Origin of the sequence: Pantoea sp. ANP04 (assembly GCF_041982285.1) — a bacterium.
In the GTDB taxonomy this organism is placed as follows: Bacteria; Pseudomonadota; Gammaproteobacteria; order Enterobacterales; family Enterobacteriaceae; genus Pantoea; species Pantoea eucalypti.
On the sequence record NZ_JAUTYS010000003.1, the window covers coordinates 363,939 to 376,771 of the forward strand.

13 protein-coding genes and 2 tRNA genes are annotated in these 12,833 nt (G+C 52.8%); 2 read left to right on the forward strand and 13 right to left on the reverse strand.

The features are described from left to right. Positions 1-12 precede the first annotated feature (12 nt). The 9 genes from nusA to rlmE all read right to left on the reverse strand — a co-directional run bounded on the left by nusA (position 13) and on the right by rlmE (position 7,922). A complete protein-coding gene (nusA, locus tag Q7C21_RS06480; RefSeq protein WP_003851070.1) occupies positions 13-1,500 on the reverse strand; it encodes a transcription termination factor NusA in 1,488 nt (495 codons plus the stop codon). A gap of 24 nt (positions 1,501-1,524) precedes the next feature. Then, entirely contained in the window at positions 1,525-1,977 is a 453-nt protein-coding gene (gene rimP / locus Q7C21_RS06485; protein WP_010251795.1) for a ribosome maturation factor RimP, read from the reverse strand. 211 nt (positions 1,978-2,188) lie between these two features. After that, a tRNA-Met gene (locus Q7C21_RS06490) sits at positions 2,189-2,265 on the reverse strand. Between the two features lie 59 nt (positions 2,266-2,324). Beyond that, a tRNA-Leu gene (locus Q7C21_RS06495) sits at positions 2,325-2,411 on the reverse strand. Positions 2,412-2,448: 37 nt separating this feature from the next. Next, entirely contained in the window at positions 2,449-2,787 is a 339-nt protein-coding gene (secG, locus tag Q7C21_RS06500) for a preprotein translocase subunit SecG (RefSeq protein WP_003851074.1), read from the reverse strand. Positions 2,788-3,003: 216 nt separating this feature from the next. Next, positions 3,004-4,338: a phosphoglucosamine mutase gene (glmM, locus tag Q7C21_RS06505; protein WP_033781660.1), complete on the reverse strand. Its 1,335-nt coding sequence runs from the start codon at positions 4,336-4,338 to the stop codon at positions 3,004-3,006. Continuing rightward, positions 4,335-5,174 (reverse strand): dihydropteroate synthase, encoded by an 840-nt coding sequence (gene folP / locus Q7C21_RS06510; protein WP_039658941.1) that lies wholly within the window; start codon positions 5,172-5,174, stop codon positions 4,335-4,337. The genes glmM and folP overlap by 4 nt, the downstream gene beginning before the upstream one ends. A 79-nt stretch (positions 5,175-5,253) precedes the next feature. Then, positions 5,254-7,179 (reverse strand): ATP-dependent zinc metalloprotease FtsH, encoded by a 1,926-nt coding sequence (gene ftsH / locus Q7C21_RS06515; RefSeq protein ID WP_033743100.1) that lies wholly within the window; start codon positions 7,177-7,179, stop codon positions 5,254-5,256. Positions 7,180-7,292: 113 nt separating this feature from the next. Beyond that, positions 7,293-7,922, reverse strand: coding sequence for a 23S rRNA (uridine(2552)-2'-O)-methyltransferase RlmE (gene rlmE / locus Q7C21_RS06520; RefSeq protein WP_008925419.1), 630 nt, complete (start codon positions 7,920-7,922; stop codon positions 7,293-7,295). A gap of 127 nt (positions 7,923-8,049) precedes the next feature. On the opposite strand from rlmE, the gene yhbY reads away from it, so the two are divergent. Continuing rightward, positions 8,050-8,343 carry a ribosome assembly RNA-binding protein YhbY gene (gene yhbY / locus Q7C21_RS06525; RefSeq protein ID WP_008925418.1) on the forward strand — a complete coding sequence of 98 codons (294 nt, stop codon included), beginning with the start codon at positions 8,050-8,052 and terminating at the stop codon, positions 8,341-8,343. Between the two features lie 106 nt (positions 8,344-8,449). On the opposite strand, the gene greA is transcribed toward yhbY, so the two are convergent. Next, positions 8,450-8,926, reverse strand: a complete 477-nt coding sequence (gene greA / locus Q7C21_RS06530) for a transcription elongation factor GreA (RefSeq protein ID WP_003851087.1) — start codon at positions 8,924-8,926, stop codon at positions 8,450-8,452. A gap of 248 nt (positions 8,927-9,174) precedes the next feature. Here greA and dacB point away from each other — a divergent pair, with 248 nt between their 5' ends. Then, the gene (dacB, locus tag Q7C21_RS06535; RefSeq protein WP_033743117.1) at positions 9,175-10,608 is read left to right on the forward strand and encodes a serine-type D-Ala-D-Ala carboxypeptidase; all 1,434 of its coding nucleotides are present in this window, start codon (positions 9,175-9,177) and stop codon (positions 10,606-10,608) included. A 170-nt stretch (positions 10,609-10,778) separates the two neighbouring features. On the opposite strand, the gene cgtA is transcribed toward dacB, so the two are convergent. The 3 genes from cgtA to rplU all read right to left on the reverse strand — a co-directional run bounded on the left by cgtA (position 10,779) and on the right by rplU (position 12,778). Then, positions 10,779-11,951 (reverse strand): Obg family GTPase CgtA, encoded by a 1,173-nt coding sequence (cgtA, locus tag Q7C21_RS06540; RefSeq protein ID WP_003851092.1) that lies wholly within the window; start codon positions 11,949-11,951, stop codon positions 10,779-10,781. Between the two features lie 242 nt (positions 11,952-12,193). Continuing rightward, positions 12,194-12,451 (reverse strand): 50S ribosomal protein L27, encoded by a 258-nt coding sequence (gene rpmA / locus Q7C21_RS06545; RefSeq protein ID WP_003851093.1) that lies wholly within the window; start codon positions 12,449-12,451, stop codon positions 12,194-12,196. A 15-nt stretch (positions 12,452-12,466) separates the two neighbouring features. Beyond that, positions 12,467-12,778 carry a 50S ribosomal protein L21 gene (gene rplU, locus Q7C21_RS06550; protein WP_008925416.1) on the reverse strand — a complete coding sequence of 104 codons (312 nt, stop codon included), beginning with the start codon at positions 12,776-12,778 and terminating at the stop codon, positions 12,467-12,469. Between the last annotated feature and the right edge of the window lie 55 nt (positions 12,779-12,833).

The window sequence follows — 12,833 nt, forward strand, 5'->3', positions numbered from 1 at the left end:
TCCTTCCTGTTATTACGCGTCATCGCCGAACCAGCAGATATTACGTGCGGCCATAATCAGCGCGCCGGCTTGTTCATCAGACAGGCCTTCAATATCCGTCAGATCGTCAACACCTTGCTCAGCGAGATCTTCCAGCGTGCAAACGCCTTTCGACGCCAGGCGGAACGCCAGCGCACGATCGAGGCCTTCAAGATTCAGAAGATCCTCAGCGGGCTCCTGATTTCCAAGACTCTCTTCTTTCGCCAGTGCCAGGGTGGTTAACGCATTTTTTGCTCGTTCACGCAGGGCTTCAATGGTCTCTTCGTCGAGGCCGTCGACTTCCAGCAGCTCGTTGATTGGCACGTATGCCAGCTCTTCCAGCGAGGAGAAGCCCTCTTCCACCAGTACGGTGGCGAACTCTTCGTCGATGTCGAGATGTTTAGTGAACATATCGATCGCTGCATGTGCTTCAGCCTGATGCTTAGCCTGCAGATCATCGACGGTCATCACGTTCAGCTCCCAGCCACTCAGCTGCGAAGCGAGACGCACGTTTTGGCCGTTACGGCCGATCGCCTGAGCCAGATTGCCAGCTTCTACGGCGATATCCATGGTGTGATTATCTTCATCAACCACGATTGACGCCACATCGGCCGGAGCCATGGCGTTGATAACAAACTGTGCCGGGTTATCGTCCCACAGCACAATATCAATACGCTCGCCACCCAGTTCACTGGAAACTGCCTGAACACGCGCGCCGCGCATGCCCACACAGGCACCGACCGGATCGATACGTTTGTCGTTGGTTTTGACTGCAATTTTAGCGCGCGAACCCGGATCACGGGCGGCTGCTTTAATTTCAATCAGTTCTTCGCCAATTTCTGGCACCTCGATCCGGAACAGTTCAATCAGCATTTCGGGTTTGGAACGCGTGACGAACAGCTGCGCGCCACGCGCTTCCGGACGTACAGAGTAGAGTACGCCACGAATACGATCGCCCGGGCGGAAGTTTTCACGCGGTAGCATATCTTCGCGCAGAATGACCGCTTCGGCATTGCTGCCTAAATCGAGGGAAATGTTGTCGCGGTTAACTTTTTTCACCACACCGGTGATGATTTCGCCTTCCTGCTCACGGAACTGATCAACCACCATTGCGCGCTCAGCTTCGCGCACTTTTTGCACGATAACCTGCTTAGCAGTCTGGGTGGTGATACGGTCAAAGGTGACCGATTCAATCTGATCTTCGACATATTCGCCCAGATTGAATGCTTCATCTTCGAAGCGGGCCGCATCCAGCGTGATCTCGCGCGTCGGCTGTGTTACCTCTTCAACGATTTCCCAGCGGCGGAAAGTATCGAAATCGCCACTGCGGCGATCAATGCTGACGCGTACCTCAATTTCCTGCTCGTACTTTTTCTTGGTCGCAGTCGCCAGCGCGCTCTCCAGCGCTTCGAAGATTTTCTCACGCGGCAGGGCTTTTTCGTTAGAAACGGCTTCTACAACAGCTAAGATCTCTTTGTTCATCCTGGTTAGCCTCAATCCGGACTTTTAAAAGTGGGGGACCAGGTTCGCTTTCTGAATATTACTCAGCGCGAACACTTCATCGCTACCCTCAACGTGCACCGTGATCATCTCGCCATCAACTGACTTGATGGTTCCCTGCCATTTACGGCGGTTCTGAACGGCCATACGCAACACCAGGCTCACTTCTTCACCCATAAAGCGGGTGTAGTGTTCAGCGGTGAACAGAGGACGATCGAGTCCCGGTGAAGAGACTTCAAGGTTGTAAGGAACAGTAATAGGATCTTCAACATCCATTACCGCACTTACCTGGTGGCTGACATCGGCGCAATCATCGACATTGATGCCATCTTCACTATCAATATAGATGCGCAGGATAGATGTGCGACTACGAACGAATTCAATTCCAACCAGTTCGTAACCCAGCGCTTCTACGGGAGCCGATACCAACTCTGTCAATTTTTGCTCTAATGTGGACAAGCCCACCCCCAAGACATAAAAAAAGGGCCTATAGCCCAGTATTACGATTCGCTAATAACAAAAAACCCCGAATATTCGGGGCTTTTAATCACTGGACCCTGTATGCCGCAATGCGGCCCGGACTCCATCCAAAGAATTTTCTTTCAAAAAATAGCCGTGAATGCGTCCGTCGATGCATACAGTATATTTGAAAAAGAACTCAAAGGGAAAGTGGTTGCGGGGGCCGGATTTGAACCGACGACCTTCGGGTTATGAGCCCGACGAGCTACCAGGCTGCTCCACCCCGCGTCCGAAAACGTGGCGAATAATACGCCAGACCTGCATAAAATGCAAGTGATACTACGATTTGGTACCGAGGACGGGACTTGAACCCGTAAGCCCAATCGGGCACTACCACCTCAAGGTAGCGTGTCTACCAATTCCACCACCACGGCACTGCACTGACCACAACGATTCGTTGTGCTGACGACCTTACTTAGGAATATCGCTGCCCGGTGTAACCGGTTGAGCTGGCTTTTCAGTCTGTTGAGAAGACTGCGCCGGCGCAGAAAGATTTTCCCACTCGCTTCCTTTTGACGCTTTATTGCTGTTCAGATTACCCAGAACCAAGCTGATGATGAAGAACAATGCCGCTAAAATGCCAGTAGTACGGGTCATGAAATTACCTGAACCCGACGAACCAAACACTGTACCGGATGCGCCTGCACCGAATGAGGCTCCCATATCAGCGCCTTTGCCTTGCTGCAGCATGATCATACCCACGAGGGCGATAGCTACAATAAGGAAAACAACTAAAAGAGCTTCGTACATATTCAACCTGTTCCTTGCACGATAATCGTACAGTTAAAGCTTCACCAGTATTGATGGGGAGTCTCGTCATCACCCATCAGAAGCGGGTGTGAATACTAACCAAAGGCGCATATCTCTGCAAGTGCAATTTTTACTACCCGAACTGATTGCAGAAAAAAGCGCCATCCCGGTGATTTTACAGGCAGTTCCACACTCTGCAGACTGCCTGTTGCGGTTTTAAACGGCCTTGACCTGATCGGCGATGCGATTCGCCAGTTCGGTGACCTGCGCCTCATTTTCGCCTTCGACCATCACACGAATCAATGGCTCGGTGCCGGACTTACGCAGCAGAACACGTCCGCGACCTGCCAGCGCTTTTTCCACTTCCGCGGTCACGGTTTTGACGGCATCGCTTTGCAGCGGATCGTGTTCACCTGCAAAGCGCACGTTGACCAGAACCTGCGGCAGCATTTTCATACCACTGCAGAGATCGTGCAGGCTCATGTGGTTGCGTACCATTGCAGTAAGTACTTGCAAACTTGCAACGATACCGTCGCCGGTCGTGGTTTTATCGAGCAGGATCACATGACCGGAGTTCTCAGCACCGAGACGCCAGCCCTTCTCCTGCATCTTCTCCAGCACATAACGGTCACCCACTTTGGCGCGGGTAAACGGAATGCCAAGCTGCTTCAGTGCTAACTCCAGTCCCATGTTACTCATCAGCGTACCCACTACACCGCCGCGTAACTGTCCCTGGCGCAATGCTTCACGTGCAATGATATAGAGGATCTGGTCGCCATCCACTTTGTCGCCCAGATGGTCAATCATCATGATACGGTCGCCGTCGCCGTCGTAGGCCAGACCAATATCAGCTTTCTCGGCCAGCACACGCTGCTGCAGCAGTTTGAGATCGGTGGCACCGCACTCTTTATTAATGTTCATGCCATCTGGCTGGACACCAATAGCAATGACGGTGGCACCCAGTTCACGCAATACATTCGGCGCGATGTGGTAGGTGGCACCATTGGCACAGTCGACCACAATCTTCAGGCCATTCAGATTCAGTTCGCTGGGGAATGTCCCTTTGCAAAACTCAATGTAACGCCCTGCGGCATCCACGATGCGGCTGGCACGGCCTAACTGCGCTGATTCAACACAGGTAATCGGCTTTTCCATCTCCAGCTCAATCGCTTCTTCAACGTCATCAGGCAATTTGGTGCCTTCGGAGGAAAAGAACTTAATCCCGTTGTCGTCAAACGGGTTGTGCGACGCCGAAATCACAATGCCCGCCTCTGCGCGGAAGGTGCGGGTCAGATAGGCGATGGCGGGCGTCGGCATCGGGCCGGTAAACGCCGCTGTCAGGCCTGCCGCAGCGAGGCCTGCTTCCAGCGCGGACTCCAGCATGTAGCCAGAGATACGGGTATCTTTACCAATAATGATCTTCTTAGAACCATGGCGCGCCAGCACTTTACCTGCGGCCCAGCCGAGCTTCAGGACAAAATCGGGGGTAATGGGGGTTTCACCGACTTTGCCGCGAATGCCGTCTGTACCGAAATATTTACGATTACTCATGATACTCCTTTTGCTCTTCGGGTCGCTTCGACCACGCGCATCGCTTCGGCCGTCTCTTTTACGTCATGCGCGCGAATAATCTGCGCGCCCTGCATGGCAGCAATCACCGCGCAGCTCAGGCTGCCGGTTAAACGCTGTGATGGGCCGACATTTAACAGCTGACCAATCATTGATTTACGCGACATCCCAACCAGCAGCGGCAGACCGAAGTGGTGAAAATCGCCCAGATGAGCCAGCAGTTCATAATTGTGGCTGAGATTTTTACCGAAACCGAAGCCCGGGTCGAGTATCAGCCGCTTTTTTTTAATTCCCGCCGCTTCACAGCGTGCAATCTGCTGAGCGAAGTAAGTGTCCACTTCGCTTAAGATGTTTTCGTAAACCGGTGCCTGCTGCATGGTGCGCGGCTCGCCCTGCATATGCATTAAACAGACGGGAAGTCCGGTAGCGGCTGCAGCATCGAGCGCGCCTGGTTCAGTGAGTGAACGAACGTCATTAATGATGTGAGCACCCACTCGCGCAGCTTCCCGGATAACCTCGGCTTTAGAGGTGTCCACTGAGATCCAGACTTCGAAACGCTGGGCGATGGCTTCGACCACCGGAATCACCCGCTCCAGCTCTTCCTCCACACTCACTTCATCAGCGCCAGGACGGGTTGATTCACCGCCCACGTCGATAATGGTGGCACCTGCATTAACCATCTCATTGGTATGCGTCAGCGCATCAACCAGCGCGTTATGTTTACCACCATCTGAAAAGGAGTCCGGCGTGACATTCAGAATGCCCATCACATGCGGGAAAGATAAATCGAGATGGGAATCACGGGCAAACAACTTCATGGTGAAAACTCCTTGCTGATCAATATCTGGATGTAAAAAACCCCGGACCAGCCGGGGTTTTGTCTGACGATGTTGCGTCTTATTTGTTGTACTGCTCTGACATAGTATTGCCTGGGTTTGGCGTACGCGGTTCATCAACCGGACGTGGCGCCTTTGGCGTACCGTTGCTGTCTGAGTTGCTGCCTGGATCTTCCCAGCCTGCTGGCGGACGCACTTCGCGGCGTGCCATCAGGTCGTCGATCTGCGGTGCATCAATGGTTTCATACTTCATCAGCGCGTCTTTCATCGCGTGAAGGATGTCCATGTTCTCACCCAGAATGCGGCGAGCACGCTGGTAGTTGCTGTCGATCAGGTGTTTGACTTCCTGGTCGATGATGCGGGCAGTTTCATCAGACATGTGTTTCGCTTTCGCGACAGAACGTCCAAGGAACACTTCACCCTCTTCTTCTGCATACAGCAACGGACCCAGTTTTTCAGAGAAGCCCCACTGCGTCACCATGTTACGTGCCAGGTTAGTCGCGACTTTGATGTCGTTAGACGCACCGGTAGAAACACGTTCTGCACCGTAGATGATCTCTTCTGCCAGACGACCGCCGTAAAGCGTTGAAATCTGGCTTTCCAGTTTCTGACGGCTGGCGCTGATCGCGTCGCCTTCAGGCAGGAAGAAGGTCACACCCAGCGCACGGCCGCGCGGGATAATCGTAACTTTATGGACCGGATCATGCTCTGGTACCAGGCGACCAATAATCGCGTGGCCGGCTTCGTGGTAAGCCGTTGACTCTTTCTGCGATTCCGTCATCACCATGGAGCGACGTTCCGCACCCATCATGATTTTATCTTTCGCTTTTTCGAACTCAACCATCGACACCACACGCTTGTTTGAACGGGCGGCGAACAGCGCTGCTTCGTTGACAAGGTTGGCCAGATCGGCACCGGAGAAGCCTGGGGTACCACGTGCAATGATCGCTGCATCAATATCGGTAGCCAGTGGCACACGACGCATATGCACTTTCAGGATCTGCTCACGACCGCGTACATCGGGCAGGCCTACAACAACCTGACGGTCAAAGCGGCCCGGACGCAGCAGCGCAGGGTCCAGTACGTCAGGACGGTTAGTCGCGGCGATAACGATAATACCTTCGTTACCTTCAAAACCATCCATCTCAACCAGCATCTGGTTCAGCGTCTGCTCACGTTCATCATGACCACCGCCTAAACCGGCGCCACGCTGACGACCAACGGCATCGATTTCATCGATGAAGATGATGCACGGTGCCGCTTTCTTAGCCTGTTCGAACATGTCGCGCACACGGGATGCACCAACACCGACAAACATTTCCACAAAGTCAGAACCGGAGATAGTGAAGAAAGGCACCTTCGCTTCGCCAGCAATCGCTTTGGCGAGCAAGGTTTTACCGGTACCCGGTGGCCCCACCATCAGAACGCCTTTTGGAATTTTACCGCCCAGCTTCTGGAAACGGCTCGGCTCACGCAGATATTCCACCAGCTCAGCCACTTCATCTTTCGCTTCGTCACAACCTGCGACGTCAGCGAAAGTGGTTTTAATCTGGTCTTCCGTCAACATGCGGGCTTTACTTTTGCCGAAGGACATCGCGCCCTTTCCGCCACCGCCCTGCATCTGACGCATAAAGAAGATCCACACACCGATCAGCAGCAGCATCGGGAACCACGAAATGAAGATTGAAGCCAGCAGGCTTGGTTCTTCCGGCGGTTCGCCAACCACTTTGACGTTTTTGGTCAAGAGGTTATCGAGCAACTTAGGATCATTGACAGGAATGTAGGTGGTATATTTATTGCTGTCTTTTTTGACAACGTTAATTTCACGCCCGTTAATGCGTGCCTCGCGGACCTGATCCTGGTTCACTTCCGACAGGAAGGTTGAATAATCAACCCGACGGCCATTCGACTCGCTGGGCCCAAAGCTCTGGAATACTGACATCAGCACGACCGCGATGACTAACCAGAGAATCAGGTTTTTCGCCATGTCACTCAAGGGATTAACCTCATATTACATCGGTGTTAACAGATAGCGTAGGGTACTATAGTTCCTGCATACATGGAATCGCAGCAACGCTGCGGACTTCTCCAGCAATTTGGTTATAGTTTGCGCCCAGTCGCCACAATGTACACTTCACGTGAACGAGAACGTGAAGCGTCCGGCTTACGAATTTTTACTTTCGTAAACAGGGAGCGAATTTCCCGCAGGTATTCATCGAAGCCATCTCCCTGAAACACTTTCACTACAAAACTGCCGCCAGGTGCCAGGATATCCCGACACATCTCCAGCGCCAGCTCCACTAAATACATCGACCGGGGAATATCTACGGCAGGTGTACCACTCATATTCGGCGCCATGTCGGACATGACAACCTGAACTTTCTGATCGCCAACGCGCTCAAGCAGCGCATTGATCACCGATTCTTCACGAAAATCGCCCTGAAGGAAATCGACACCGACTATTGGATCCATTGGCAGGATATCACAGGCAATGACGCGCCCTTTGTTCCCGATTTGCTGTACCACATATTGCGACCAGCCACCGGGTGCGGCACCCAGATCTACCACGGTCATACCGGGTTTGAACAGCTTGTCACCCTGTTGTATTTCATCAAGTTTAAACCAGGCGCGCGAGCGCAACCCTTTTTTATGCGCCTGGAGCACATATTTATCGCTAAAGTGTTCCTGAAGCCAGCGGCCGGAGCTGGCTGAACGCTTTTTACCCGTCATATTATTTCCAACTAAATCGTCATCGTAGCGATAAACCTGCACGCAATGGGTTGCGTCGATTTGGTGATATACCCGAGATGGCGGTAGAATGAACCGTTTTCAATCCCTGAGTAAGTAAAAAACTACGATGAATCTAAGTACCAAACAAAAACAGCACCTCAAGGGCCTCGCCCATCCACTCAAGCCCGTGGTTATGCTGGGTGGCAACGGCCTGACTGAAGGCGTGCTGGCCGAAATCGAGCAGGCTCTGGCGCATCACGAACTGATCAAGGTAAAAATCGCCTCAGAAGATCGTGAAACGAAACAGCTGATCGTTGAAGCTATCGTGCGTGAGACCGGTGCCAGCAACGTACAGGTGATCGGCAAAACGCTGGTGCTGTATCGCCCCTCTAAAGAGAGCAAAATTTCTCTGCCACGTTAAGTGGGCAAAGAAAGTGACATGCTCTTACCTCAGATAAAAGGCCGCGATGCGGCCTTTTTCTTTTCTTTACATTGTGCTTTAACGCTTTTCAAAGCGTAGCAACATCTTAAAGGTATTCCACCTTCAGGATTTCGTACTCAACGTCGCCGCCTGGGGTTTTAACAATAGCCACATCATCGGCCTCTTTTCCCACCAGGCCACGCGCCATTGGCGAATTGACCGAAATCAGATTTTGCTTAAAGTCCGCTTCGTCATCGCCCACGATACGATAAGTCGACTCTTCGTCGGTCTCGACATTCAGTACGGTTACCGTTGCGCCGAAAATTACGCGGCCAGTTTTAGGCATCTGGGTGACGTCGATCACCTGCGCATTGGAGAGTTTGGCTTCAATCTCCTGAATACGCCCTTCACAAAAACCCTGCTCTTCACGCGCAGCATGGTATTCCGCGTTTTCTTTTAAATCGCCGTGTTCGCGTGCGTCAGCGATAGAGGCGATAATGCGCGGGCGCTTCACGGTTTTCAGCTCGTTCAGCTCTTCGCGCAATCTTTCAGCGCCTCTTAACGTCATCGGAATCTGATTCATTTAAGCTCCTCGCCCTCTTTCCTGTTAACGATGTCATCCTGACCGGTGACTGCAGAAAAAAGCGTTCTGCGGCACATTAGCCCGTTTTTGCAAATAAAAGAATCCTGACCCGGAGATGCTTCCAGGCCAGAAAAGAGTTTTGCAATTTGATACGTATTTTACCCCAGAGTTCACTGCGGGTCATCGTTTACTTTGCACCGTCCGGCAACGTAGTATTGACGCCCTCACCTGCCAGTTACCGCGAGATTATGCGATTTTCACGACTTGTTACCGGATTAAGCTGTGCATTTATGCTGCAGGCACACGCAGCGCCAGTTGATGAATACATGCAGTACCTGCCAGACGGTGCCAATCTGGCGCTGATGGTCCAGAAAGTGGGTGCTTCAACACCGATCATTGATTATCACGGAAAACAGATGGCCCTGCCCGCCAGTACCATGAAAGTGGTGACGGCGCTGGCGGCATTACTGGAACTGGGTGGCGATTTCCGTTTTCAGACCACTTTTGAGACTCGCGGCGCCATTATAGATGGCACCCTGAACGGCGATTTAGTCGCACGTTTCGGCGGTGATCCCACTTTAACCCGTCAGGATCTGCGCAACATGGTCGCGGCGATTAAGAAGCAGGGTATTAACCATATCAAAGGCAATCTGGTTATCGACACGTCCGTGTTTGCCAGTCACGACATGGCGCCGGGCTGGCCGTGGAACGATATGACTCAGTGCTTCAGCGCCCCGCCGGGTGCAGCGATTGTTGATAAGAACTGTTTCTCGGTATCGCTCTACAGCGCGAATACGCCGGGTGAAAATGCCTTTGTTCGCATCGCCTCCTATTATCCGGCGCATATGTACAGCCAGGTCCGCACCATCGGCCGCAACAGCGGCGAAGGGCAATATTGTGAACTGGATGTGGTGCCGGGCGAGTTGAACCGCTACACGCTGACTGGCTGTATGCGTCAGCGTGCCGAACCGCTGCCGCTGGCCTTTGCCGTGCAGGATGGTGCGGCCTGGGCTGGCGAGATTCTCAAGGCGGAACTGCGGTCGTCAGAGATTGATTACAGCGGGCATCTGGTGCGTCAGACGCAGGTCACGGAGCCTGGCACCGTACTGGCATCGACCCAGTCCGCGCCGCTGCATACGCTGCTGCACACCATGCTGAAGAAGTCAGACAACATGATTGCCGACACGGTGTTCCGCACTATTGGTCATCACTACTTCAACGTACCAGGAACGTTCCGTGCCGGGCAGGATGCGGTTCGTCGTATCCTGAAAGCGAAAGCCAACGTCGATATGGGCAACAGCATCCAGGTCGATGGTTCCGGCCTGTCGCGCCACGACCTGATTTCGCCGCAAACCATGATGCAGGTGTTGCAGTTCATTGCGAAGAATGACAACACGCTGGATTATATTTCGATGCTGCCGCTGGCTGGCTATGATGGCACGCTGCAATATCGGGGCGGACTGCATGAAGCAGGACTGGATGGCAAAGTCTCGGCGAAAACCGGTTCATTGCAGGGCGTCTATAACCTGGCGGGCTTTATCACTACCTCAAGTGGCGCGCGGGTGGCGTTCGTTCAGTTCCTTTCCGGGTATGCGGTACCGCCGGAAGATCAACGAACCCGTCGTATTCCTCTGGTGCGTTTCGAGAGCCGACTCTATCGCGATATCAATCAGAACAACTGATGACGCCGTAATAAAAACGCAGCAGGTGATCAACCTGCTGCGTTTTTTTATGGCTGAACGCTTCAGAAGCGGATACCAGCGTCGCCGTGAAGTGCTGGCTCCAGAAAGAACAATGCCCCCTTTCATTCCTGAAAGGGGGCATCCTATATCACGCTGTAGCAGACGTGCGGTTAACGCTGATAGATGATTTCGACGCCTTCGTCGTCTTCATCATCCCAGTCGTCATCCCACTCTTCATCTTCCACTTCGACCGTGTTTTCAATGGTTTCTTTGTGGTAATCGTCCCACATGAACTCCACTTTTTCCGGCTGTTTCTCTTCAAGCTCGGCTTCTTTCGGGTTGGCATTGATGAAGCTCATCACGTCCCAGCAGAGTTCGTTGACACCAGTACGGCTTGCGGCAGAGATCAGGTAATACTTATCTTCCCAGCCCAGCGCTTCAGCAACGGCTTTTGCCCGTGACTGCGCTTCTTCTTCGCTAATCAGATCAATCTTGTTGAAGACCAGCCAGCGTGGCTTGTTGAACAGCTTCTCGCTGTACTTTTCGAGCTCGCCGAGAATAATGCGGGCATTTTCAACCGGATCGCTTTCATCGATCGGATCGATGTCGATCAGGTGCAGCAATACGCGGCAACGCTCGAGGTGTTTCAGGAAGCGGATACCGAGGCCAGCGCCATCTGCTGCGCCTTCAATCAGGCCAGGAATATCAGCCACGACGAAGCTCTGCTCGCTGTCCATACGGACTACGCCCAGGCTCGGCACAAGCGTGGTAAATGGATAATCCGCCACTTTTGGTTTGGCAGCTGAAACGGCACGGATAAAGGTTGATTTACCGGCGTTCGGTAAGCCCAGCATCCCAACGTCTGCCAGCAGCATCAGCTCCAGCTGCAGGTCACGTTTTTCACCTGGAGTACCCATCGTTTTCTGACGAGGACTGCGGTTCACTGAGGATTTGAAGCGCGTGTTGCCCAGACCATGCCAGCCGCCCTTGCCGACCATCAGTTTCTGGCCGTGACGCGTCATGTCACCGAGTGTCTCACCGGTACCCTGATCGATAACCCGGGTGCCGACCGGCACTTTAACTTCGATATCTTTACCGCGTTTGCCTGTACAGTCGCGGCTCTGGCCGTTCTGTCCGCGCTCTGCCCGGAAAGATTTTTCGAAACGATAATCGATAAGGGTATTGAGGTTTTCATCAGCGATCAGATAAACATCACCGCCGTCACCGCCATCACCGCCATCAGGGCCGCCTCTCGGGATATATTTTTCGCGGCGGAAGCTCACGCAACCATTACCGCCATCACCGGCGACGACCAAAATTGTCGCTTCATCTACAAACTTCATTTTCTATCTCCGTCACACAATCGTCTGCAGCACTCTGCAGACGGGTCCGCCAGGGTCTTCTGCGCTGACCAGCGGCGGATAAATCAGGATTGGCTTTCGCCAGTGCGTACACAAAGTGTACAGCAAACTTTTGTGATGCGTCGCTTTTACCGCAACAGACCGCAGAATGTAAAAAGCCCCGCAGGAGCTGCGGGGCCTTCAATTCGTGCGTTCAGACGTTAAACGTCTGCGTCACGACAACCTTACTCAGCAACGATGCTGATGTATTTACGGTTGTTCGGACCTTTAACTTCGAACTGTACTTTACCGTCTGCGGTAGCAAACAGGGTGTGGTCACGACCACAACCTACATTGGTACCGGCGTGGAATTTGGTGCCACGCTGACGAACGATGATGCTACCTGCCAGAACAGATTCGCCACCGAAACGCTTTACACCCAGACGTTTTGCATTGGAGTCACGACCATTTCGAGTCGAACCACCAGCCTTTTTATGTGCCATTTGTCAGATCTCCTCTTACGCCGTGATACCAGTGATTTTCACATCAGTGAACCACTGGCGATGGCCTGCTTGCTTACGGTAGTGCTTACGACGACGAAACTTAACAATCTTAATTTTCTCGCCACGACCGTGAGCAACAACTTCTGCCTTGATCATTCCGCCTGAAACCAGTGGCGCGCCGATTTTCACGTCTTCGCCATTAGCAATCATCAGAACCTGGTCAAACTCAATCGTTTCACCGGTTGCGATGTCCAGCTTTTCCAGGCGAACGGTCTGACCTTCGCTTACTCGGTGTTGTTTACCACCACTTTGGAAAACCGCGTACATATAAAACTCCGCTTCTGCGCTTGCCTTTTAGTTCATCAGGCGGCGCGCTAAATAT